The following is a 23,347-nucleotide window of genomic DNA, read 5'->3' as shown; positions in this document are numbered from 1 at the left end:
GCCCGCGCGCGGGCCGAGCCTCATGCAACGCCTCGGCGCGGTGCCCGGCGCGGGTATTCTGCTGGTGCTGATGTTCGTGCTGTTTACGCTCGCCAATCCGCGATTCCTGTCGCAGACTAATCTCGTCAATGTCGGCCTGCAGACGTCGCTCCTGCTGATGATCGCGCTACCGATGACGCTGATCATCCTTACCGAAGGCCTTGATCTGTCTGCGGGAGCCTTGCTCGGGCTTAGCGGCGTCATCGTCGCCGAGGCGCTGCTCGCCGGCTGGGGAATAACTGCAGCCTGCGCGCTTGCGCTCGCGGTCAGCATCGCGTTCGGTGCCCTCAACGGCGTGATGATAGCCTATCTCGCGCTGCCCGCCTTCGTCGTCACGCTGGGCACGATGGGCCTGATGCAGGGCATCGCGCTGGTCATCACCAATGGCGATCCGGTTGGCGGCTTCACGCCCACCATCGAGACGTTCTATCGATCGCAGCTCGGGGTTGTTCCGACGCCAATTGCCATCGCCGTGATCCTCTATGCCGCGCTCTGGCTGCTGTTATACCGAACACGGCTCGGCAACTATGTGATCGCCATCGGCGGCAACAAGGATGCGCTGCGTCTGGCAGGGATTAGCGCCAATCTCGTCCATCTCGGCGTCTATATGCTCGGCAGCGCGATCATCGGACTATCCGCGGTGCTGTTGATCGGACGCACCAATTCGGCTCACCCGACCGTCGGCATCGGCATGGAATTCGAGGCGATTGCCGCGGTGGTCCTTGGCGGCACTTCGTTCGAGAAGGGACAGGGCTGGCTGTTCGGCGCGGTGCTCGGCGCACTCGCCATCACGGTGCTGCGCAATGGCCTCAACATCCTCTCCATCGACTCGTCGCTGCAGGTGGTGTGCATCGGCATCCTGCTGATCCTCGCTTTGCTGATCGACCAGGCGCGCAAACAATGGCTGAGGCAGCCGACATGACAATCTCCGCAACGCCCCACGTCCGGCCTGCACGACTTTCACCAGACGCGGCTGCCCTGCTTGGTCGTGTGTTCCTGATCGTGCTGATCGCCGGCGCGCTCAGCGCTGTCGATCCCGGCTTCGCGTCGGTCAGCAACCTGCTCAACTTGCTCCGACAGGCGAGCCTGCTGTTCCTCGTTGCCTCCGGCCTCACCCTGGTGATCATTGGCGGCGGCCTCGATCTGTCGGTGGGCGCCAATCTGACGCTGTCGGCCTGTCTCGCAGCCGCCGCAATCAAGTCCACGGGCAATCCATGGTACGGCGTCATTGTCGCCATCAGCACGGGAACGCTGATCGGCTTTGCCAACGGGCTGATGATCAACCGGCTGCGGCTGCCGCCTTTTCTCGCCACTTTCGGCATGCTGTGGGTCGCCCAAGGCATGGCTTACTGGTTCATGGCCGGGCAGACCATCTACGGCATGCCGATGTCATTTCGCTATTTCGGCACCGGATTCTTGCTTGGCGTGCCGCTGCCGATGTGGATCACGCTTGTGATCTGTGTCGCCTGCAGCGTGCTTCTGCGTCGCACCACCTTCGGACGGGAAGCCTACTTCATGGGGGCAAACCAGACCGCGGCATTCCTGTCCGGCGTTCCCGTCGAGCGACGCCGGCTCCTGCTCTACGTGCTGAGCGGCCTGACCGCCGGCGTCGCGGCGCTGGTGTACCTCGCACGGCTGAACGCTGCCGAGCCCGGCATCGGCGAGCCGCTACTGCTGCCGGCCATTGCGGCCGTGCTGGTCGGTGGCACCTCGCTGTTCGGCGGCAGCGGCAACATCGTCGGCACAGTGCTCGGCGCGATCCTGCTGACCATCATTGTCAACGGCCTCAATCTGCTCAACGTCGCCGCGACCTGGCATCCGCTGGTCAACGGCGCCGTCGTGCTGATCGCCATCCTCGCGGACCTCGCCATCAGCAGGCGCCGCTCCGGAGGCACCTGAATCGACCACGTCACTTTTCGCCATCCACAAACCAAAAGGGGCCATCATGCGAACCACAAGACCACTTCGATGCGTTGTCGCCGCGCTGATCTGCGGCACCCTGTCCCACTCGGCCGCCCTGGCCGACGGCGAAACAATTGCGGCATTCACCAAGAACCAGGTGGACCCACATTTTGAAGGCGTGCGGGCCGGCGTCGCACAAATGGCGGCCAAGATGAATGCGACGGTCAAGAACTACACGCCGACCAAGCCCAACAACATCACCGAGGGCATGTCGCAGCTTGAGGATGTCGGCGTCACAAAGCCGAACCTGATGCTGTTCATGCCGATCGACGCCAAGGCGCAATTGCCGACCATCAAGCGTCTGATCGAGTCCGGCCTGCCGATTATCAACTATAACGACCGCGGCGGTGATGCTCCGTATCTCTCCTATGTCGGCCAGGACGACTACAAGCTCGGCTATGAAATCGCAAAGACCCTGTTCGATCATCTCGGCGGCAAGGGCAATGTGGTTATTCTCGAAGGCGTCAAGGGTTCGACCACCGGTGACGAACGCAAGCGTGGCTTCGACGCGGCCGTGAAGGATTATCCGAACATCAAGGTGCTGGCCTCGCAGCCGGCAAATTTCCAGCGCCTGCTCGGCATGCAGACGATGGAAAACCTGATTCAGCAGTTCAGCAATATCGATGGCGTGATCTCCGCCGCCGATGCCTCCGCGCTGGGCGCCATCGAGGCACTCAACGCCGCCGGCCGCAAGAATGTCGCCGTGGTTTCCATCAACGGCGTGCCGGAAGCGGTCGAAGCGGTGAAGGCGGGCACCCTGCTGGCGATCGCTGAATTCGACGGCTTCAAGATCGGCTGCGTCGCCACCGCAGTTGGACTGAATGCGATCCGCGGCAAGAGCGCGCCGAAGCAGATCACCATTCCCGGCGCCATCATCACCAAGGCGAACTACGCGCCCTGGCTCATTCCCTACAAGGACCGGACCTGCCCCGCGCCCGACGCCTATATGACGAAATAAGCGTCCGGCCTCCGGATTTGTCATGCGACCGACGGGCCGGCTCGATGCCGGCCCGTCGCTATTTGGGCGGCAACTCCGCCGACACCGCGACGAGTTTGCCGTAGCGCTCGGCATCGCTGCGCAACTCCGCCTCGAATAGCTCCGGCGTCGAACTGGCGATCTCAACGGCCTGCACGGCGAACTGCTTGCTCAACGCGGGATCGGCCAGCGCTTCGGCAACGTCGCGCGCGATCTGGCTGACGATGGATTTTGGCACTGTGGCGGCGGCGAGCATACCAAACCAGCTATCGTAGACAAACTCCGGCAGACCGGCCTCGGCGAAGGTCGGCACATCCGGCAATTGCGGCATTCGGCTCTTGCCGGTGACTGCCAGCGCGCGCAGCTTGCCGGCCTGGATGGAATCCCCACTGACACCGAAATAGGTGAAGGCGAGATTGGTGTCGCCACGCATGATGCTCATCGACGATTCCGGCAGGCCGCGATGCGGCACCAGCACCATCTTCGTCCCCGTGAGATGCTTGAACAGTTCGGCGGCAATGCCGGTCGCACTGCCGACACCGGCCGAGCTGTAGCTCAGTGAATCCGGCTTGGCCTTGGCTGCTGTGATCAGTTCGGTCAGCGTCTTGTAGGGCGCATCGGGCGGCACGATCAGGATCGCGGGGGTCGAGCCGACACGGCTGATGGTTGCGAAATCCTTGATCGGGTCGAAGCCGAGGTTCTTGTTGATTACGCCAACTACGCTATGGCCGTTCGAGGTCAGCATGATCTGGGAGCCATCCGCCGGCCCCTTGGCGATGCTGCTGACGCCGGCGATGCCCGGCCTGTTCTCAACGATGACCTGCTGCTTCCATTTTGCCGTCAGTCGCTCGGCCACGGCCCTTGCGAGAATGTCGGTAAGGCTGCCGCCGGAAAACGGCACAACGATGCGAACGAGCTGATTGGGATAAGCCTGCGCAAGAGCGGAGCTGCCGGTAATAGCCGTCGTCGCGGCAAGGCCGGCACCGATCATGAATTGTCGGCGGTCCATTATATCCTCCCTGTGTTGAAGTGCCGGGCTTTCAGCCTCTGGCGGAGTTGGGCAGTGGCATTGCAAGCAACACCACAGCCGGTCGTTTCGTCTCATTGCGCAAGGCGCGCGTCTCGTTGGGCGCGATGCGACAGGAATCCCATTGACCGAGCGTCGCTTTGCCCTCCGGCGTCTCGAACGTCACTTCGCCATCGAGCACGACGTAGAATTTCTCTTCCGGCGAGGCGGATGGCGTGATGCCGCCGCCCGGCAGGATCTGGCTCATGCCGAGCCACATCACATCGCTCGGGCCGGCATCGCGGCCCTGGAGACGGAGCATCCGCATGTCCGTATGGCCGGGAGCCTCGTAGCGAGGGGCATCATCGAGACGGACGACATGCATGACGTTTACTCGTTGGGTTGGAAGATGAGACGATCGCGCGACGAGCCGAGCACGGCGACATAGGCCTCTGCCGCGTGCGCCAGCGGATAGATCGCATCCGGCTTGATCGGATACGGCTTCAGAGCGCCGCTCGCGAAGCCGGGCACCAGATCGCGCAGAATTTCAGCAGCCTCCGGCGACGACAGCGACAGCGAGTCGACACCGAAAAACGTGTGCTTGCCGCGATAGAAGGCGAAGATATCGAACGGTACGGTCGTTTTGTTGGACGCGATGAAGATCTGGCGACCGAGATGCGCGAGGGATTTGGTGCCTGCTTCGTAATAGGCTTCGCCGACGGTGTTGTAGACGATATCGACGCCCTTGCCGCCGGTGAGTTCGCGCACCTTGGTTGCGACGTCATCGCGGCTGGAATTGATGACAGTGACTTCGCCATGGGCATCGCCCACATATGGCTCGTCCTTGCGCACGACGCCGATCACGCGGGCGCCCTGCCATGACGCGATCTGGGTGGCGGCCTGGCCGACCTTGCCGTTGAGACCGAGGATCAGAACGGTCTCGCCCGGCTTCGGCATGCCGGTCCGGCGGAAGCCCTCCTGTGCGGTGACGAAGGGCACACCGATGCCCGCGGCTTCCGCCAGGCTGATATTCGCGGGCTTTTCCACCAGCGCCGACGCCTCGACCACCAGATGCGTGGCATGGGTGCCGTCGCGCCGGATGCCGAGTTCGCCGGACGAGCCGAACACCTCCTTGCCGATCAGTTCGGCCGGCCCGTCGATGACGACGCCGGCAAAATCGCGGCCCGGCGTCCGTGGAAATACGGCATGCGGCATCAATCCGAGCGTCGCCTTGGCGTCCGACGGATTGATTGCAGCTGCCTTGATCTCGACCAGCGCATCGCTCGGGCTTGCACAGGCGAGCGCACGCCGCTCGATGCCGAGTATAACGCTCTCGATGCGCTCGGCCTTGGCGGCGACCCGCAGACAGGTGGCAGTCACGTTGGCGAATGTCGTCATTCCGATCCTCTATATGATGTCATGCGGCGCGTCGGATTCGATCAGTTGCCCGGCAGGTCGAACAGCGCACGGGCCTCTGCGGGCGTCGCAATCTGCACGCCGAGTTCCTCGATGATCCGCCGCGCCTTCTCCACCATCGCCGCATTGGACGGGGCCAGCACGCCACGACCGAGCATTACCGCATCTTCCAGACCGGTACGGGCATGACCGCCTGCCAGCACCGACTGCGCAACCATCGGGAAAGTCGCGCGACCGATGCCGATCGCGGTGAAATGCGCATCCGCCGGCAGCAGACCGCGCGCGTAGAGCACGGTCTCCGGCGACGGCTGGAGACCGTATTTGACGCCCATCACGAAAGAGGTCAGCGCCGGGCCGCCGCCCAGCGTGCCGTCAGCCAGAAGATCATGCAGCAGCGCAATGTCGCCGGAATCGAACAGTTCGATCTCCGGCTTGACGCCGGCCGCGCGGATCACCTTCGCCATCCGCCGCACATTGGCGGGCGTGTTGATCACCACCTGCCCGCCGGAATTCATGGTGTTGAGATCGAGCGTGCAGATATCCGGCTTCAGCGCGGTGATATGCGCGACGCGCTCTTCCGGATTCATCAGCGTGGTGCCGGCCGCGGCAACCTTCGGATCGTCCTGCGACGGCACAAAGCGGCCACCGGGACCTGTGGTGATGTTGAGGATCAGGTCGCGGTTGCGGGCACGGATGCGGGCCACGACGTCCTGATAGTATTCGAGCTTCATCGACGGCGCGCCGCTGCCCGGTTCGCGCACATGGATGTGCGCGACCGCGGCGCCCGCATCCGCGGCGCCGAGACACGCATCGGCAATTTCTTCCGGCGTGATCGGCAGATGCGGCGTCTGGTCCGGCCGTGTCAGATTGCCGGTGACGGCGCAGGTGATAACAATCTTGCCGAGGATCGGGCGCATCGGTCTCTCCTTACAACGCCCGGCCGCCATCGACGACGATCAGCGAGCCGGTGGAATAGGTCAAGTGCGTTGCGCAGGCGGCGATGGCGCGGCCGACATCCTCGGCCGTCGCGACACGCCTGAGCGGGATGGTCAGCGCGACCTTTTCCAGCGCAGCTGCATCGCGGCCCGGCACGAAATCGGTGGCGACCACGCCGGGCGACACCGACATCACGCGCACCGCCGGCGCCAGCGCGCGCGCCAGCGACTTGGTCATGGTATCGATGCCGGCCTTGATGGCGGCATAAGCGAGATTGGAGCCGACGCCGCTGAGGCCGGCGATCGACGAGACACTCACGATCAGCCCATCGCCTGACGCTTTGAGAAGCGGCGCGAAGGCGCGGATGGCGGCAAACTGCCCGCGCCAGTTGACCTTGAACATATCGTCGATGCAGTCATCGGTAAGCGCGTCGAGATCGGCGATAGGAATCGGCCTAGTGTAGCCGGCGCTGTTGACGAGGATATCGCAGCGACCGAGTTCCGTTGCGACCTCCGCGGCCAGAGCGGTCAGCGTCGCGGTTTCCTCGACCACGGCGCGTCGCGCGAAATGCCCCTGCCCCGGCAGCCCCGCAAGCAATGTGGTCGCGGCAGCTTCGTCCGAACGCCAGGTCACGACGACCGTTGCGCCTTCGGCCGCAAGCATCCGCGCGGCCGCGGCACCGATGCCGCCGGAACCGCCAATCACCACCGCAACCTTGCCAGAGAGAGAATTCGTCATCGACAGCTCACTTGATAGGGGGATGAGGTAGCACGGCTTCGCCGGGCTCCATCACGAACGTGTAGTTCAGGCTGAACCAGTCACCATCGACGTCGGGGGCGGGCGGCGTGCCCTGGCCCTTGCGGAAATCGCCGATCAGCGCGCGCGTCACGCCGAACACGACGTCGCTCTCCAGGTGCTGGTCGTCATCGACGAAGACCTGGGTGATCAGCGTTTTGAAACCGGGCTTGTAGGCGAGAACATGCAGATGTGCGGGGCGATACGGATGCCGCTTCTGCGCCGCCAGCATCTCGCCGGTCGGCCCATCGGTCGGCACCGGATAGCCCGCCGGTTTGACGGAGCGGAAGCTGAAACGGCCATTTTCATCGGAGATGAAGACGCCGCGCAGATTCATGTCGGCCTGGCCGGCATCCTGGTTTTCATACATTCCAGATGGTGAGGCCTGCCAGACATCGACCCGCACGTTGGACATCGGTCGTCCCTGCCCGTCGCGAATGTTGCAATCCACGAACAGCGGCGCTCCCGGCGTCGGCGAGCGCAGGATCGACGCGCCATTTTCCATTTGCGGCGCGTTGGCGCGCCAGAACGGACCGAGCAACGCCGCCGCGGTCTCGCTGGCGCCGTCCTGCCCGTTGTTGAGGAGGCACACGAGAGTCGATAGCCCGATCGCGTCGCTGAACAGCACAGCCTCGTTATGAGCGTCGTTGGTGGCCTGGCCAATGCGGTTAAGGAAATCGATGGCAAATTCGAATTCAGCCTCGGTCAGCCGAACTTCGCGCGCAAACGCATGAACATGACGAACAAAGGACGCCATGACCGTTCGCAATCGATCGTTAGGCGCCCCACTCATCGCGCCAATCACGGCGCCGGTAACATCTTCCTGTTTTGAGATGATCATAACCACTCCCCCGACCGGCAGTTTCTCGTTGTCTTCAACGCGCAATCGATTGCACAAATAATGCAATCGATTGCGCATGTCAATAAAACTGCATAATGTTCGGAGCGTGGGTAAACTGACGACGATCAAAGACCTTGCGCGCGAAGTGGGGGTTCACCCTTCGACGGTATCCCGTGCCTTGGACCCTCTCCGACGCGAACGGATCGGCGAGCCGGTGGTGCGCCGCATCCTCGAGGCTGCTGTCCGACTTGGCTACCGCCCGGACACGGTGGCCGCAAGCCTGCGTGGCGGGCGCTCGAACATGGTCGCGATCATTGTTCCGGATATCGCCAATCCAGTGTTCTCGCCGATCATCAGCGGCCTCGAAAGCGTGCTGTCGGCGCGCGGCTATGCATTGATCGTCGCCGACCCGCAGCCGCGCGGATCGGGTGACGGCGACATCATTCAACGGTTGGTGTCGCGCCGCGTGGATGGTCTTGTACTCGCCAATGTCGCGCTCGAAGACGAGACAGTCGCGCGTTGCGTGGACTGGCGGCTTCCTGTCGTGCTCGTCAATCGCGCGGAAACGGAAGCGCGCGTGCCGTCGGTGGTGCCTGACGACGTGGCCGGCATGCGACTGGCTGTCACCCATCTGCTCAACCTGGGACATCGCCAAATTGTGCACCTTGCCGGCCCCCAGACGGTCTCGACAGGCTCCTTGCGTCGTCGTGGCTTCATTGACGCCATGACTGCGGCCGGCCTTGCGCCGATCGAGGCTGACGTTGAACAAGCCGAGGCATTTACGCGCGAGGCAGGACGCATCGCGGCACGAAGGCTGCTGGCGAGACGGCCGCAAGCCACCGCGATCGTCGCTGCGAATGACCTCCTCGCGCTAGGCGTGTATGAGGCATTGCGCGACATCGGACGACGATGCCCGGACGACCTGTCGGTGATCGGACACAATGACATGCCGCTGGTGGATCTCGTAGAGCCGCCGCTGTCCACGGTACGCATAAGTCACCGCGAGATGGGCGAAGAAACCGGCAAACTGCTGCTCGATCTTATTGAAGGCGTCCGTACCGACGCGCCTCGCGTGGTCACGCCTCCGCTGCTCGTCGCGCGCCGCTCGACGCGCGCATTGCGGCCTCTGCTGTAAGCCAAGAACGCCTGATGTAGCGGTTTGGCTCGCTCGGGAGTGGTCGAGATGGCCGGCACGAGATCGGACTGCCGCCGAATGGACTGATGCCCGCGCCGAGTTTGGCTGCTTGGCCCTGAAAACGGCGCGGCGAGCGATCGTTCGTCGTCAGGCAATTACGCTAAGTGTTTTGATGGGTTAGGTATCACCATCTTCCTCGACGGCGAGCAACGGTATTTCCCATTCCAGCTCGACGCATACGATTGCTTTGCGCCAGAAGCTGCCGTCTACCAGGCTATGTGGTGGGGCGTTTGACGGGGACTTGCCATTGATTGTTTCATTCGAACTCATTCTTCCGGTGCCGAGAGGAGCCACGGTCAAATGACGCTCACTCTGCTCGGCGACGATGCCGTCATTCAGTATGGAAGTCTGGAACGTTGCGGTTCAACTCAAGGCGCGAGAAACTGCACGAGTTTTGGATCACTGCGCACCTGATCCGCGGGGCCCGCCAGCGCGACACGGCCGCGATCCAGCACGTAGGCGGTGCTGGCCACGCGCAGCGCCAGGTCCAGGTGCTGCTCGACGATGACCACAGCGATGTCCTTCGCCAGCAGGATCAGCCGCTCCGTAATCTCCTCGATGACGCCGATCCAGACGCCTTCGGTCGGCTCATCGAGCAGCAGGATACGCGGTTCCGACAACAGCGCGCGGCCGATTGCCAACATTTTTCTTTCGCCGCCCGATAGCGTGCCTGCGGCCTGGTCGAGGCGCTGGCCCAGTTTCGGAAAGATCTCCAGCACGCGATTCACCGCGCCGCTGTCGCGGTTGGTCAGCGCGCCGACCGCAAGATTGTCGCGAACCGAGAGTCTCGCGAACACCGCATGCTCCTGCGGCACATAGCCGACGCCGGCGCGGATACGCTGCTCGGTCGGCAACCGGCTGACGTCGCGGCCGTCCAGACTGACGGAGCCACCCAGCACCGGCAGTTCGCCGACGATCGCCTTCATCAGCGTGGTCTTGCCGGCGCCATTGCGTCCGAGGATCGCAACGCCGCCGCGCCACGGCACGCTGAGCGTGACACCGAACAGCACCTGGCTGCGGCCGTAACCGGCGTCGAGATTCTGGATGTCGAGGAATTTGTCTTCAGGCACGGCGGAGATAGACCTCCTGGACGCGGGGGCACGACTGGATCTGCGCCACGGAGCCGCTGTTAAGCACCGCGCCCTGATCGAGCACGGTGAGCCGGTCGCAAATGTCGCGGATGAAATCGAGATCGTGCTCGACGATCACCAGCGAGCAGCGCGCCTTGATCGGCGCCAGCAATTCGCCGGTGACGCGGCGCTCCTCGAGGCTCATGCCGCCGGTCGGCTCGTCGAGCAACAGAAGTTTCGGCTCCGGCGCCAGCGCCATGGCGATCTCCAGCCATTGCTGTTGGCCGTGCGACAGCGCCGAGGCTGGGTCCGACGCGCGGTCGGCGAGGCGAAACTGCTCGAGCATCGCCATCACCTTGTCATGCAGGATGCCGCGACTGCGCGATAAAACGAGACTCGCGAGAGACGTCTGTGCCTGCAGCGCCAGCAGGACGTTGTCATACAGCGTCAACGCCGGCAGCACGCTGGTGATCTGGAATTTCAAACTCATGCCGGCTCGGGCGCGCTCCGCCGGCGAGAAGTTGGTGATGTCGCGACCGCCGAACGACACCGCGCCCCTCGTCGGGATCTCGGCACCGGCGATGCATTTCATCAGCGTGCTCTTGCCGGAACCATTGGGACCGATCAGGCCGTGAAATTCATTGTCTTCGATGGTCAGGTCGGCGCCGTTCAGCGCCGTCAGCTTGCCGAAAATCTTCACCAGTCCGCGCGCTTCAAGAAGGGCCATGATGTCCCCGCTTCGATGCGCGGCCGAAATTCCCGACCCGCTCGCGTTCGCTGAAAATCAGGCTGACGAGGCCGGCCGGGCGGAACAGGATCACCAGCAGCAGCAGCGTGCCGAGAATGATCGGCCAGATGTCCTGATAGGAGTTCGACAGCCAGAAGCTGACGGCCTCGATGACGACGGTGCCGATCACCGCGCCGATCAGCGTGCCCGCGCCGCCGAACAGGACATACAGCACGACCTGCGTCGACATCACCACGCCCAGCATGTTGGGCCACACAAAACCCTCGTGGAAGGCGTACAGGCTGCCAGCGAGGCCGGCCACGGCGCCGCTGAACGAGAAGATGATCGCCTTGAGGTGCTGCACCTTGTAGCCGAAGAAGGCGATGCGCTGCTCGTTCTCGCGTAGGCCGGCAAGTGCCAGGCCGAACTGCGAGCGCACCAGGAAGCGGCAGCCGAGATAGACGGCCAGCAGAATGCCGAGGGCGAGATAATAGAACGCCGGCCCCTCGGTGAATTCGTAGGATCCAAGCGTCATCGGCGGGATCGAGGGAATGCCGTTCTGGCCGCCAAGGTAGTACCAGCCACGCGCCAGCCGGTCGGCGGCGTAGGAACCGGTTAGCGTGCCCAAAGCAACGAAGATCACGCTGGAGGGATGACGCCCCAGCAGCAGGAAGCCACCGAGCAATAGAGCGAAGGTCAGCCCGATCAGCAGGCCGGCTGGCAGCACCAGCGCCATGGAGGTGATGCCGAGGTCGCGCGCCAGCAGCGCCACGCTGTAGCCGGCGGAACCGAAGAACAGCGCCTGCCCGAAGCTCATGATGCCGGCATAGCCCCACACCAGATCGAACGACAGCGCAAACAGGCACAGGATCAGCACACGGGTGGCATAGACCGTGAGATAGTCCTGCAGCACCAGTGGCAGCAACACGCCGATCGCCAGCACGACGAGTTCCACTATCGGCAGCCGCTGCGCGCGCCAGCCGAAGCGCGGCGGCGACAACGCAGCGGCGGCGTGTGTGGTTTTGGTCATCGCGTTGCCCCAGGCGCAGTATGTCGTCCCCGCGAAAGCGGGGACGACACATTGAATGCGGAGCTATCCTTCATTCCAATCAGCATCCGCTCAACATTCCTTGGGATCGACCAGACCTGCGCTGCGGGCAACGACTTCGTATTTGCCGCCCTTGGCGACCGCTGTGTACATCTTCATCTTGCAATGGCGCTGACCCGGTACCATCTCGGCTGGCCCGCCCGGGCCTTCCGCGATTCTGGCGTGATCGAGCGCCTTGGCCACCGCGTCGCGCTCCACGCTGCCGGCTTCCTTGACCGCGGCTTCCCACAGCTTCAACCCGCGGTAGGTCCCGGTCGCCGCACTGCCTGCCGCGAACAGGAAAGTGCCGGGAAACTGCTTCTCGTAAGCAGCCTGGATCTTGGCGCTGACCGGGTCCTCCGGCGTCAGCGCTTTGAAATAGTCGAGACAGCTGGCGAGGCCTTCTATCTCGTTGGGCTGGTTGATGCCCAGCGTATTCTCGTCGTAGTACACGCAGGCGAGACGCCCACCATTTTTCAGGAAGCCAGCCTCGTAGAGCTGCTTGAACATCGGCCCTACGCCCGGCGGGATCACGGTGTTGAAGACGACGTCGACCTTGTTGGAAATGATGCGGTTGACGGTCGAAGAAAAGTCGATCTGGTCGAGCGGGTAGTATTCTTCCAGCACCACCTCGCCGCCATTGGCCTCGATCACCTTGCGCGCGTAGACGTTCAGCGTGTGCGGCCAGACATAGTTGGAACTCGGCAGCGCGAAGCGCTTGCCGCCATTCTTGACTAGCCAGGGAATGAACTCGTCGCACTGCTGCGCCGGGGTCGGCCCGGTGCAGAACAAGTAGGGCGTGCATTCCTTGCCCTCGTAGAGCTGCGGATAGATATACAGCGTCTTCCCGCGCGACACGATGACGTCCTTGATGGCGTTGCGCATCGAGCTGGTGATGCCGCCAAGCGTGAGGTCGACCTTGTCGCGCTGGATCAGCTTGCGCACGTTGCCTACGGCGACGGCTTCGTTCGATGCGGTATCCTCGATATACAGTTCGAGCGGCCGGCCGAGCAGCCCGCCGGCATCGTTGATCTCCTTGATCACCATCTTCGCGACATTGGCGTCGGCATTGCCGGCATAGCCCATCGGTCCCGTGAGATCGGTGGCGATGCCGACCTTGATCGGGCCCGCGGCAGCGTTGGCCCAGTCCGCAGGGATCACCCAGCTGCCAACGCCGGTCGAGATGGCCGTGGTGGCGAAGGCGAAATTGGAGAGGAAGCGGCGACGGCTGAGTTGGCTGTTGTCGCGATTCATGATCAGACCCCTTTTCCGGATATCAGGCCCTGCGGCCGAAACTTGATGAAGATGATGGCAAGCACGAAGACGAGGACGTCGGCGATCACGGGCGAGATCACCCAGGGCAGCGCCGCCGACAGCGTGCCGATCAGGCCTGCGCCGGCTACCGGCCCCGCGAACGAGCCGATGCCGCCGACCATCACCGCGACAAAGCCCTGGATCAGGAAGCGCAGCCCGAGATCGGCGAACAGCGAGAACACCGGCACGATCAGCGCGCCGGCGAGGCCCGCCAGCGCCGCGCCGAAGGCAAAGGTGGCGCCGTAGATCGCATTGGTGGAGATCCCCGAGGCGCGCGCCAGCGCCGGGTTCTCCAGCGACGCGCGGATCCGCAGGCCGAAGGCGGTGCGCGCCAGCAGCAGATAGCTGCCGCCCATCACCAGCACCGTGATGACGATGATCACCAGCCGCCATGACGAAAAATGCATGGCGCCCAAATTGACCGAGCCGCCGATCGGTTCCGGCACCGAGATGTAGAGACCGCCGATCAGCCCGCGCACGACCTCGCGGATGATCAGGCCGAGCGCATAGGTGCCGAGCATGGCGATGATAGGCGCGGCATAGAATCGCCGCACCACCAGCCGTTCCAGCACGAAGCCCAGCGCGCCGACCGCGAACGGCGCGGCGACCATGCCGAGCCAGACAGGTGCGCCGGCACTGTGCACCACATAGGTGATGTAGGCGCCGAGCAGCACGAACTCGCCCTGTGCGAAATTGAAGATGCCCATCATGCTGGCGATGATGCCGAGTCCCAGCACCACCAGCACCACGATCGCGCCGAAGCTCAGGATCTCGAACAGCGCGATGAACAGATTATCCATGCGGGCATGACCGACGGTGTTTGCGCATCATGCTCACATTGTCTTCCAGTCCGCCGACTGCTCGAAGGCATGCGCGGCGCGGTAGATGGTCGATTCGTCGAAGTGGCGGCCGACCAGCATCAGCCCGACCGGCAGCCCGTCCACCATGCCGCACGGCAGCGACATGGCGGGGTGATGGGAGACGTCGAACGGCGAGGTGTTGGCCAGCATCTCGAACGCCCGCCCCACATTTTCCTCGCGGCTGGCGTTTGCCGCCGGCAGCGGCTGAGCCTTCATAGGCGTGGTCGGCATCAAGAGCAGGTCATAGCTCTCCAGCGCCTTGTCGTAGGCCGCCTTGAGCCGCCGCGAAACGTTGACTGCCTTGCCGTAATAACGCGGGCCATAGATGTTGTTAACGTAGGTACCGAACATCAGCAGCAGCTTGGTGGTCTCGGACAGCGCGTCGGCCTGGCCGCGCCAGCCACGATGCGCGTCCATCAGCGCGGTCGAATACAGGTCGGAGCGGCTGAGGCCGTAGCCGTCGCCCATCATCATGGTCTGGGTCATGCCCTCGGTGCCGATCGGCGTCCAGATCGCGGGTGCCACCATGTGCATGGGGATCGAGATCTCCTCGACGATCGCGCCGATACTGGCAAGCCGCTTGGTGGCCTCGCGCACGCTTTCATTGACAGCGGCTTCGGCGCCGAGTTGCTCGAAACCTTCCTTGAGCACGCCGATCTTCATGCCCTTGACGCCGAGGCCGAGCGACTTGGTATAGTCCGGCACCACCGGCGACTTGATGCGCGGGTCGTAACCGTCGTCGCCCGCCAGCACTTCAAGAAGGAGCGCGTTGTCCGCGACATTGGCGGTCATCGGGCCGGTGTGGTCGATGAAGATCTCGATCGGCATCACCCCGGTATAGGGCACCAGGCCCCATGTCGGCTTCATGCCATAGACGCCGCTGAACGACGCCGGCATGCGGATCGAGCCGCCCTGGTCGCCGCCGATCGCCATGTCGACCTCGCCGAGCGCCACCACGACGGCGCTGCCCGACGACGAGCCGCCGGCGGAATAGCCCACCTTGTGCGGATTGTGTACGGGGCCGGTGGAATTGGTGTGGCTGCCGCCGGACATGCAGAACGATTCGCAATGCACCTTGCCGGCGATCTCCGCGCCGGCGTCGAGCATGCGGGTGACGATGATGGCGTCGAAATCCGGCACAAAGCCTTCCAGCGTCGAGGAGCCGTTCATCATCGGCACGCCGGCCAGCATGATGTTATCCTTCAGCGCGACGACCTTGCCCTTCAGCTTGCCGCTGCCCGCGCCCTTCACGCTCGACTTGCGATACCAGGCGTTGCGCGTGTTGTCCTCGGGCGCCGGACGATAGCCGGGCGTGCGCGGATATTTCACCACCGGCACCTCGTCTGGCATGGCGCCGACGACGTTGTAGGCATCCACCGAGCCCTGCATCAGGCCGCGGAACGAGACGACATCTTCATCACTGAGGGACAGGCCGCACTGGTCGGCGAGATCGCGCACCTGGTCGGGCGTGGGAAGGCTGACGGTCAAGAGGCATCTCCGGATCGGTTCGCTGTTGAAGCGGCGTCGCGCGCAAGTCTAACGGCGCGCGCAGTCGCATGAAGGTGACCTCGTCACTAGAAACGGAAATGTTTTCCTTTTCAAGTATTATTTTAGGCCTCTTCTATCGGCGCAATTGATACGTCAGAACGTTCTGATCAATCGAAAGTCCAGCCCGTCAGCTTCGGCAAGATGGATCGGCATCTGCGCGTCACCCCGTCGGATGCGGACGTTGCCGCGCGCGCCCCGGTAGTCGATGTTGGCGGCCGTCGCCAGCAGCGGTTTTGCCGCCAGCGAACCGGTTCGCGCGGCGATGGTTTCGAGGAAGCACAGGCCTTCGTAATTCGATTGCGCGACGGACCCCGGTGGCGGCGCATGGCGGCCGAAGGCGGTTTCGTAGCGGCAGCGGAACGCGTCGTTGTCATGGGACGTCATGTCGACGAAATAGCCGGAGGCGCAAAACAGGTTCTCGGTGTTGGCGGCGCCGATGCCGAGCAGCACGGTTTCGTCCATGGCGCCGCCGAGCCGCAGCATCTTGGCGCCGAGGCCCTGTTTGCCGAAAGCGCGGTTGAACAGGATGGCGTCAGTCCCGATCAGCGAGATCAGCACCACGTCCGGTTTGGCGGCGCGGATCCGCGCCAGCTGCGCGCTGTGGTCCTGCGCGCCGAGCGGCACGAATTCCTCGCCGACCACGCGGCCGCCGGCGTCGGCGATGTAGCGCTTGGTCGCCTTGTGCGCGAGCCACGGCCAAACATAGTCGCTGCCGATCAGGTAAAACCGCGTGGCGCGCTTGGCATCGGCCAGCCACTGGATGGCCGGACGCGACTGCTGCCGCGGAATCTCGCCGATCGCCATCACGCCGGGCGTGCGTTCACCGCCTTCGTAGACCGGCGTGTAGATGTAGGGAACATGGCCGGCGATGACCTTTCGCAGCTCCACCCGCACCGCGCTGATATGCGACCCGACGATGATGTCGGCATCTTCGGCGGCGACGACATCCTGCGCCGTACGCACCACGTCGTCGATATCACCGCCAGCATCGTAAAATGACAGCTCGACCTCACGGCCGAGAATGCCGCCACGCTTGTTGATTTCGGAAGCCGCCAGCAGCGTGCTGTTGGTGGCAGCCGGCCCCCACAGGCCGGCAGGGCCGGACAGCGTGATGAAATTGGCGATGCGCAACTTGCGGCGGTCGCCACGGCGACCGAACGCCTCCGGATCCGACCACGGCGGAAGCGGCGTGGGCGAACCGGCTCTGTCGCGCAGCAGGGATGAGAGCACAGCACTCTCCTTTCGACAGTCAGGGGTCCGTCACCCGGCTAGCCTAGCGCGCCGGTACAATCAGCGGCAACCGAAAACAAGCCATCGGAAAAGATTGAATGTTCAAGGATTCACATGCATATAGAACAAGCAAAGCCGCCCAATATTCATCCACTCCCAACCCGAAGCATGCACCGTGGCCAAACCGCTGACCCCGAGCCGACCGATCACCGAACATCTCGCTTACCTGCTGGCGCAGGCCAATCGCGAGATCAACCGGCAGCTCGATGCCCGGTTCCGCAAGGAAGGCGTGCCGGTGGAACAGTGGCGGATCCTGAAAGTGCTGTCCGACGGCAAGGGCCATTCGATGGGCGACCTCGCCGACGCCGTGCTGCTGAACCATCCGACGCTGACCAAGATGGTCGATCGCATGGTATCGGACTCGCTGGTGTACCGCGTGCAGGACGCCGACGACCGGCGCAAGGTGCTGATGTTCTCCTCCGACCGCGGCAAGGCATTGACGCAACGGCTCAATGCGCTGGCGCTGAGCCAGGAGGCTCATATCGCCGAGAATTACGGCAACAAGGCCACAGCGGATCTGAAGCGGCTGCTGGAGGGGTTGATCGAGAAGGCGAATTAGGGGGCTGCCATTCCGGGGCTGCAGCTTGCTTCCCGCCCTCCCTGTGGGAGAGGGGGAAACGCGAAGCGCGGCCGGGGAGAGGGGAGCTAAACTCCGAGCTTATTTGCCCTATATGGCCTCCGCGTCGGCGGAGTCGGTCGGATTATCGCAGTATGCCGCCTGGTCGGCTGCGTAGGCCGAGATAGGCCAGCACCAGCAGCGCCAGCACGAAGTATATAACGCCGGAACGATCTCGTTGGTTTAACCGAGCGCGTGACTTCCCAAAGCCAAGGCCACTGCCATCAGGTACGCGATGCGAGATACTGCTTGCCTGTGCGCACGCGGCGCAGGGCCACATCGCACGCGTACAACTCGAGTTGCGCAGCGCATTGGGCTGCGCGATGGCCAGCGGCTTCGTACGCAGCTTCCTCGAGGAAGGAAAGTACATTACGCAACTGTTGCCGGCGCAACTCGATGCTTCACAGATCCAGACCGGCGCGCCGAATGGATTTATCGCCGGCTACTGCCGGGCACTACCGTCGATCACCATCGTGGAGAGGTCAGACGGCTGCTTTGCACCAGCGGCGGTCAGTCATAGATCAGTTCAATCGGACCAAACTGAAAAGTCGGATTGGATTGACTTGCTCGCGGTGAGCGATGTGGTGGGCGGGGCGGCGGAGGCCTCCACATGTCTGCACGTCTTGTCGCTGGAACTCATCAACCTTGGAACAGGGGCCTGCTTGAAATGATGGTGGAGATCGATGCCATCGCAGCTTTCGACTAGTATCGTCGGCTCTGCGACCGGATTATCTGTCGACGCGTGACGCCGCCCCCTGCTTGGCATTCTCCACCGCGAATGCAACCGGCCCAGATCTAGATCACGATCTCACGCGCCACACGACGGCAATCCATCTCGAAATCGAGATCGACCACCGGCGGCCGGGCGAAATGCCAGGTCAGGCCGGAACGAGCGGCACCGCGCTTCACGAGTTCGTCCGTCACAGCGGGATAGAAGTCACAGACCGAATAGATCTGCGCCACGGTCGTGTCCTGCCACGTGTGACCGAAGGCGGCGAGCCGCCGCTCCATCGAGCCGACGGTCGCTTTCGCCTTGTCGCGAATGGCTTCGGGACCGACCTCACGATAGCGGGCGATGCGTTCCGGATAGCTGCCCGCGCCGTCGCGCGCTTCTGCGCCGCCCGCGATGACGAAGGTCGGCGTTGAATCGGGCTTCGGGCGGGTAAAGGAAAAGGCGTAAAACGACGGCTCGGCCGGTGGCGCGACGTCGGGGCACACGTTGCTGCGGGCGACCGGATTATTTGTGCCGTCGAACAGCCCCCATTCGGCGAGCGTCTTGACGTAATGCTCGTTGAACCGGCGAAAGCCCGCCTCGTCGACGACGGCAGGCGACCGCAGTTCACAGGCGCAAAACGCGGTCAGCGGCCGACCCGCCGCGCGGATGTAGTCTGCGATACGCGCAAAGCCCTCTGCCAGCGGCACCAGCGTATCGAAGCGAACCCGCTCGATCTCGTAATCGGGCAGCGCGGCCACGCCGCTCGAGTACTGAAATACGGCCGGGATATAGCGGTAGCTACCCGCGGGGAAATCCTGCGTCATGGGCTTGCACTCCGGTTCGTGACGGCTTGAACGCACGTCTATTTAGATGCGGCTCAGATCTCGACGACGCGCTCGACATGCACGCGGCGACAATCCATTTCGTATTCCAGGTCGACCACCGGCGGGCGATTGAAATGCCAGGTCACGCCGTTGCGGAACGCGCCGCGGCCGCCGAGCTCGCTCTCCAGCAAGCCATAGACATCCTGCACGGTGTAGAGCTGCACGCCGGTGGTCTGTTCCCAGGTGCCGGAGAACGCGCTCATGCGGCGTTCCATCTCGTCAAGCACCCACTTGGCCTTCTCCAGCATCGCCGACGGGCTGACATCGCCAAGACGTACGGTGTTGTCGCGATAGTCGCCCTTGCCCTCGGCGGATTCGCCGCTGCCGGCGACGACGAAGGAGGCCGGCGCGTCAGCCGCGACCGTCGCATAAGTGAAGGCGTGGAAGCCCGGCTCCGACGGCGGGTCGATCTTCGGACAGACGTTGCTGCGCGCGACCGGATTGACGCCGTCTTTCATCACGCCCCATTCGATCAGGGTCTTGATATAGATCTCGTTGAAGTCCTTGAAGCCCTGCTCGGTGAACGGCGCCGGCGAGCGCAACTCGCAGGCCGCGAACGACGTCAGCGGCCGGCCGGCCTTCTGGATGATGTCGGCGATTATCGCAAAGCCCTGCTTCAGCGGCACGACCTTCGAGAACCGCACGCGCTCCAGCGTGAAGCCCGGCAGCGCGCCCACGCCGCAGGAATATTGGCTGACGCCGGGCATGAAACGGTAGCCGCTGTTGGCTGCTTCGACGGTTGCGATCATGAAAGGCCTCGTTGGGGGATAGGGATTAATCTTCGAGGACGCCGAGATAGGCGTCGCGAATGATGGGATCGGCGAGCAGTTCGGCGCCCTGCCCGGTGCGCACGATGCGGCCCATGTCCATAATGTAGGCAGAATGGCAGAGGTCGAGTGCGGTGGTGACGTCCTGCTCGACCAGCAGGATCGACATGCCCTCGGCGTTTAGCGCGCGCAGCGCCGCGACCAGTTGCTCGACCAGCAGCGGCGACAGGCCGAGCGAAAGTTCGTCGATCATCAACAGCCGCGGCGCGCTCATCAGCCCGCGGCCGATCGCGCACATCTGCTGCTCGCCGCCGGAGAGAGTGGCGGCGGCCTGGTTGCGGCGCTCGCGCAGCTTGGGAAACGTGGTGTAGACGCGGTCGAGATCGCGGGTGATCTCGGCGCGGGTGATGGAGCGCGAATAGGCGCCCATCAGCAGGTTGTCCTCGATGCTCATGGCGCCGAACAGCCGGCGGCCTTCCGGCACATGGACGATGCCATGCGCCAGGATTCGCGCCGCCGTGACGTTCGACAGGTACTCGCCGTCGGAGACGTATTTGCCGGACTGGATCGGGATAAGGCCAGACAGTGCGCGCATCAGGGTCGTCTTGCCGGCACCGTTGGAGCCGATCAGCGCGGTGATCTCGCCGGATCGCACCGCCATGTCGATGCCCCACAGCACCTGGATCTCGCCGTAGCCGGCGCAGAGCTGCTGCAGTTCGAGGATCAGGGGCCTATCCACGGGCGGCGTTCCGTTGCGCATATTGCTGGCCGAGATAGGCATCCACCACCGCCGGATTCTTGATGACGTCGCGCGGCGCGCCGTCGGCGATCAACCGGCCGTTATGCAGCACGGCGATGCGGGTGCAGACGTTGAGCACCACCTTCATCAGGTGCTCGATCATCACGATGGTGATGCCCTGCGCCGCTAGTTGATGAATGAGTTTGGTGGCGCGTTCGACCTCGGCACTGTTGAGGCCGGCATTGACCTCGTCGAGGAACAGCAGCTTCGGCTTCATCGCCAGCGCCTTGGCCAGTTCCAGCCGCTTGCGCATTGCCAGCGTCAGCGTCGCCGCCGACTGGTCGGCCTGTGCCTCCAGGCCGACGAAAGCCAGATGAGCAAGGGCTTCCGCGCGCGCCGATTTCAGGCTCTCGCCGGGCTGCGAGAACAGCGCCGCGGAGGCGACGTTGTCGAGCGCGCTGAATTCGGCGAACGGCTGCACGATCTGGAAGGTGCGCGACAGCCCGAGCCGTGCCGCCTGGTAGGTCTTCACCCGCGTGATGTCGCGGCCGTCGAAGGTGACGATTCCGGCGCTGGCCGGCGTGACGCCGCAGATGGTGTTGACCAAAGTCGTCTTGCCGGCGCCGTTGGGGCCGATCAGCCCGAGCACTTCGCCTTTGTTGACGGAGATCGAGACGTCGCTCAGCGCCTTTAGCCCGCTGAAATTGCGCGAGACGTTACTGAGGTGGAGGATTTCGTGCGGCAACTCAGACATGCTTGACCTTCCGCCAGAACATCGCCCAGCGCAGCGAGATCAGGCCGTGCGGCAAGAACAGCAGCAGGATGATGATCAGCACGCCGAGCACGCCGGAATGGATCTGGATGTAATTACGCCAGACGACTTCCTCGAGGCCGAGGTAGAGGAATGCGCCGCACACCACGCCGAGCGGCGAGCCGAGCCCGCCCACCAGCGCCATCACGATCGGCTTCACCGAATACAGGATGTCGAATACGTCGGACGGATCGATGTAGTGCACCCAGGCCGCATAAATGCCGCCGGCGCTGCCGACGAAGCAGGCCGACAGGCCGAAGGCGATGCTCTTGTAGAGCGTGGCATTGAGGCCGACCATGTTGGCCGCGGTCTCGTTCTGCCGGATGCAGTTGAGGCCAAAGCCGAGCTTGGAGACGGAGACGGCGATGACCACCAGCGCGGTGAGCACCAGCAGGCCCCACATCGCGTAGAAAAAGAACGTCGCGTCGGCGAGGATGCCGGACCCCGAGGCGAGCGGAATGTTCAGGCCCATGCCGCCGCCGGTCAGGTCGGTGGCGTTGTTGACGAGTTCGCGAAACACCTCCACCAGCGACAGGCTGGCGATGGCAAAATAGTGCCCGCGCAGCCGTAGCAGCACGGCACCGAGCGCCGCGGCGAGCAGGAACGACGCCATCAGCGTGCCGGCCAAAGCGACCGACAGCGACACGCCCTTGCTGAGCAGGATGCCGGTGGCATAGGCGCCTAGCCCGAAGAACGCCGCGGTGGCGAAGGATGGATAGCCGGCGAAGCCGCCGACCACGTTCCACGACAGCGCGAAGATCGCGTACATGCAGGCCATGGTGCCGACGCGCAGCGCATAGGCGCCGCCGAACAGCGGCAACGACGCGACGACCGCAATCAGAACCAGCAGTGCGAGATGGGCCCGGGTCATTCAAAACCCTTCCGGCCGACCAGGCCCTGCGGGCGAACGACGAGGAAGATGATGAGCAGAACGAAGGACAGCGTGGTCGCGTGCGCCGGGCCGAGATAGACCGAGCCGATGCCTTCCACCAGCGCCAGCAGCACCCCGCCGGCCAATGCGCCGGAGACGCTGCCGAGACCGCCGAGTACGCAGACGACAAAGGCCTTGCCGAGATAGGCCGACGAGGTCAGAGGCGAGATCGGGAAGATCAGTGCCATCAGCACGCCGGCGCAGCCGGCCAGTGCGGCACCCAGCCCGAAGGCGATGGCATAGATCGATTTGACGTCGACACCCATCAGCACCGCGGCATCACGGTCGAGCCGGACGGCGACGATGGCGCGGCCGACCTTGGAGCGACGCAGCAACAGATACAGCAGCCCGGTCAGCGCCAGTGCCGCCGCCGTGGCGATCAGGCGGTCGACCGGGACTACTACGTCGAACAGCGAGACCGAACCGGTCGGCGGGCTCAGCGTCAGCTTGCGATAGTCGGCCTTGAAATAATAGATCATCGCATTGTTGAGGATCAGGTCGAGGCCGAAGGTCAGCGTCAGCGTCACCAGCACCGGGGCTGAGATCACCCGGTTGAGCAGCAGCCGCTGCAGCAGGTAGCCGAAGGCGAAGAACAAGGGCGCGGCAATCAGCAGCGCGTACCACGGCGAGACGTGTGCCCATTGATAGGCGCCCCACGCCAGATAGGCGCCGAGCACGATGAACGAGCCGTGGATCAGGTTGATGACGTTGAGCACGCCCCACACCAGCGAGAAACCGATCGCGATACAAGCATAGAGGCAGCCCAGCACCAGCGCATTGATCAGGACCTGAACGGCCAGCATGTGAAGCCCCCGCCAACCG

Annotated in this window: 25 protein-coding genes; 6 read left to right on the top strand and 19 right to left on the bottom strand. The window is 63.8% G+C overall.

The annotated features are described in order from the left end of the window. The first annotated feature begins 22 nt into the window (after positions 1 to 22). From ONR75_RS08430 to ONR75_RS08420, 3 genes are read left to right on the top strand one after another with little or no spacing between them, the layout of a single operon-like run. A complete protein-coding gene (locus ONR75_RS08430; protein ID WP_265082190.1) occupies positions 23 to 961 on the top strand; it encodes an ABC transporter permease in 939 nt (312 codons plus the stop codon). Further along, a complete protein-coding gene (locus ONR75_RS08425; protein WP_265082189.1) occupies positions 958 to 1,938 on the top strand; it encodes an ABC transporter permease in 981 nt (326 codons plus the stop codon). Before ONR75_RS08430 ends, ONR75_RS08425 begins: the two co-directional genes overlap by 4 nt. A gap of 46 nt (positions 1,939 to 1,984) precedes the next feature. After that, positions 1,985 to 2,959 (top strand): sugar ABC transporter substrate-binding protein, encoded by a 975-nt coding sequence (locus tag ONR75_RS08420; protein ID WP_265082188.1) that lies wholly within the window; start codon positions 1,985 to 1,987, stop codon positions 2,957 to 2,959. A 58-nt stretch (positions 2,960 to 3,017) separates the two neighbouring features. Here ONR75_RS08420 and ONR75_RS08415 read toward each other — a convergent pair whose 3' ends face one another. The 6 genes from ONR75_RS08415 to ONR75_RS08390 all read right to left on the bottom strand — a co-directional run bounded on the left by ONR75_RS08415 (position 3,018) and on the right by ONR75_RS08390 (position 7,971). Continuing rightward, positions 3,018 to 3,986, bottom strand: coding sequence for a Bug family tripartite tricarboxylate transporter substrate binding protein (locus ONR75_RS08415; protein ID WP_265082187.1), 969 nt, complete (start codon positions 3,984 to 3,986; stop codon positions 3,018 to 3,020). A gap of 31 nt (positions 3,987 to 4,017) precedes the next feature. Then, the gene (locus tag ONR75_RS08410; protein WP_265082186.1) at positions 4,018 to 4,305 is read right to left on the bottom strand and encodes a cupin domain-containing protein; all 288 of its coding nucleotides are present in this window, start codon (positions 4,303 to 4,305) and stop codon (positions 4,018 to 4,020) included. A gap of 68 nt (positions 4,306 to 4,373) precedes the next feature. Next, complete coding sequence (locus ONR75_RS08405) at positions 4,374 to 5,381, bottom strand: quinone oxidoreductase family protein (protein ID WP_265082185.1); 1,008 nt, start codon at positions 5,379 to 5,381, stop codon at positions 4,374 to 4,376. Positions 5,382 to 5,422: 41 nt separating this feature from the next. After that, entirely contained in the window at positions 5,423 to 6,316 is an 894-nt protein-coding gene (locus ONR75_RS08400) for a 3-keto-5-aminohexanoate cleavage protein (RefSeq protein ID WP_265082184.1), read from the bottom strand. Positions 6,317 to 6,326: 10 nt separating this feature from the next. Continuing rightward, complete coding sequence (locus tag ONR75_RS08395) at positions 6,327 to 7,073, bottom strand: SDR family NAD(P)-dependent oxidoreductase (protein WP_265082183.1); 747 nt, start codon at positions 7,071 to 7,073, stop codon at positions 6,327 to 6,329. 7 nt (positions 7,074 to 7,080) lie between these two features. After that, the gene (locus ONR75_RS08390; protein WP_265083591.1) at positions 7,081 to 7,971 is read right to left on the bottom strand and encodes a dioxygenase; all 891 of its coding nucleotides are present in this window, start codon (positions 7,969 to 7,971) and stop codon (positions 7,081 to 7,083) included. Between the two features lie 106 nt (positions 7,972 to 8,077). On the opposite strand from ONR75_RS08390, the gene ONR75_RS08385 reads away from it, so the two are divergent. After that, a complete protein-coding gene (locus ONR75_RS08385; RefSeq protein WP_265082182.1) occupies positions 8,078 to 9,106 on the top strand; it encodes a LacI family DNA-binding transcriptional regulator in 1,029 nt (342 codons plus the stop codon). Between the two features lie 428 nt (positions 9,107 to 9,534). On the opposite strand, the gene ONR75_RS08380 is transcribed toward ONR75_RS08385, so the two are convergent. The 7 genes from ONR75_RS08380 to ONR75_RS08350 all read right to left on the bottom strand — a co-directional run bounded on the left by ONR75_RS08380 (position 9,535) and on the right by ONR75_RS08350 (position 17,002). After that, positions 9,535 to 10,236: an ABC transporter ATP-binding protein gene (locus ONR75_RS08380; protein ID WP_265082181.1), complete on the bottom strand. Its 702-nt coding sequence runs from the start codon at positions 10,234 to 10,236 to the stop codon at positions 9,535 to 9,537. After that, positions 10,229 to 10,963 carry an ABC transporter ATP-binding protein gene (locus tag ONR75_RS08375; protein WP_265082180.1) on the bottom strand — a complete coding sequence of 245 codons (735 nt, stop codon included), beginning with the start codon at positions 10,961 to 10,963 and terminating at the stop codon, positions 10,229 to 10,231. The genes ONR75_RS08380 and ONR75_RS08375 overlap by 8 nt, the downstream gene beginning before the upstream one ends. Then, entirely contained in the window at positions 10,950 to 11,993 is a 1,044-nt protein-coding gene (locus ONR75_RS08370) for a branched-chain amino acid ABC transporter permease (protein ID WP_265082179.1), read from the bottom strand. Before ONR75_RS08370 ends, ONR75_RS08375 begins: the two co-directional genes overlap by 14 nt. 90 nt (positions 11,994 to 12,083) lie before the next feature. Beyond that, entirely contained in the window at positions 12,084 to 13,304 is a 1,221-nt protein-coding gene (locus ONR75_RS08365; RefSeq protein ID WP_265082178.1) for a substrate-binding protein, read from the bottom strand. Positions 13,305 to 13,306: 2 nt separating this feature from the next. Continuing rightward, positions 13,307 to 14,164, bottom strand: a complete 858-nt coding sequence (locus ONR75_RS08360) for a branched-chain amino acid ABC transporter permease (RefSeq protein WP_265082177.1) — start codon at positions 14,162 to 14,164, stop codon at positions 13,307 to 13,309. A gap of 33 nt (positions 14,165 to 14,197) precedes the next feature. Further along, positions 14,198 to 15,712: an amidase gene (locus tag ONR75_RS08355; RefSeq protein WP_265082176.1), complete on the bottom strand. Its 1,515-nt coding sequence runs from the start codon at positions 15,710 to 15,712 to the stop codon at positions 14,198 to 14,200. Between the two features lie 153 nt (positions 15,713 to 15,865). Then, positions 15,866 to 17,002, bottom strand: a complete 1,137-nt coding sequence (locus tag ONR75_RS08350) for a substrate-binding domain-containing protein (protein ID WP_265082175.1) — start codon at positions 17,000 to 17,002, stop codon at positions 15,866 to 15,868. A 175-nt stretch (positions 17,003 to 17,177) separates the two neighbouring features. Between ONR75_RS08350 and ONR75_RS08345 the strand changes: the two genes are divergently transcribed. Beyond that, positions 17,178 to 17,621: a MarR family winged helix-turn-helix transcriptional regulator gene (locus tag ONR75_RS08345; protein WP_265082174.1), complete on the top strand. Its 444-nt coding sequence runs from the start codon at positions 17,178 to 17,180 to the stop codon at positions 17,619 to 17,621. A gap of 215 nt (positions 17,622 to 17,836) precedes the next feature. Next, positions 17,837 to 18,349, top strand: a complete 513-nt coding sequence (locus ONR75_RS08340) for a hypothetical protein (RefSeq protein WP_320109742.1) — start codon at positions 17,837 to 17,839, stop codon at positions 18,347 to 18,349. Positions 18,350 to 18,473: 124 nt separating this feature from the next. Here ONR75_RS08340 and ONR75_RS08335 read toward each other — a convergent pair whose 3' ends face one another. The 6 genes from ONR75_RS08335 to ONR75_RS08310 are packed head-to-tail and all read right to left on the bottom strand — an operon-like array spanning position 18,474 to position 23,328. Next, positions 18,474 to 19,217, bottom strand: a complete 744-nt coding sequence (locus tag ONR75_RS08335; RefSeq protein WP_265082173.1) for a hypothetical protein — start codon at positions 19,215 to 19,217, stop codon at positions 18,474 to 18,476. A gap of 53 nt (positions 19,218 to 19,270) precedes the next feature. Further along, complete coding sequence (locus tag ONR75_RS08330) at positions 19,271 to 20,026, bottom strand: hypothetical protein (RefSeq protein ID WP_265082172.1); 756 nt, start codon at positions 20,024 to 20,026, stop codon at positions 19,271 to 19,273. 25 nt (positions 20,027 to 20,051) lie between these two features. Then, entirely contained in the window at positions 20,052 to 20,804 is a 753-nt protein-coding gene (locus ONR75_RS08325; RefSeq protein WP_265083589.1) for an ABC transporter ATP-binding protein, read from the bottom strand. Then, positions 20,776 to 21,537, bottom strand: coding sequence for an ABC transporter ATP-binding protein (locus ONR75_RS08320; protein WP_265082171.1), 762 nt, complete (start codon positions 21,535 to 21,537; stop codon positions 20,776 to 20,778). The genes ONR75_RS08325 and ONR75_RS08320 overlap by 29 nt, the downstream gene beginning before the upstream one ends. Continuing rightward, on the bottom strand, positions 21,530 to 22,465 hold the full coding sequence (locus tag ONR75_RS08315) for a branched-chain amino acid ABC transporter permease (protein ID WP_265082170.1): 936 nt from the start codon (positions 22,463 to 22,465) through the stop codon (positions 21,530 to 21,532). The genes ONR75_RS08320 and ONR75_RS08315 overlap by 8 nt, the downstream gene beginning before the upstream one ends. Then, the gene (locus ONR75_RS08310) at positions 22,462 to 23,328 is read right to left on the bottom strand and encodes a branched-chain amino acid ABC transporter permease (protein ID WP_265082169.1); all 867 of its coding nucleotides are present in this window, start codon (positions 23,326 to 23,328) and stop codon (positions 22,462 to 22,464) included. Before ONR75_RS08310 ends, ONR75_RS08315 begins: the two co-directional genes overlap by 4 nt. Between the last annotated feature and the right edge of the window lie 19 nt (positions 23,329 to 23,347).

This window comes from Rhodopseudomonas sp. P2A-2r, from assembly GCF_026015985.1.
GTDB lineage: Bacteria > Pseudomonadota > Alphaproteobacteria > Rhizobiales > Xanthobacteraceae > Tardiphaga.
Note: the sequence above shows the minus strand (reverse complement) of the source record. Positions and strands in the feature narration are given on the sequence as shown.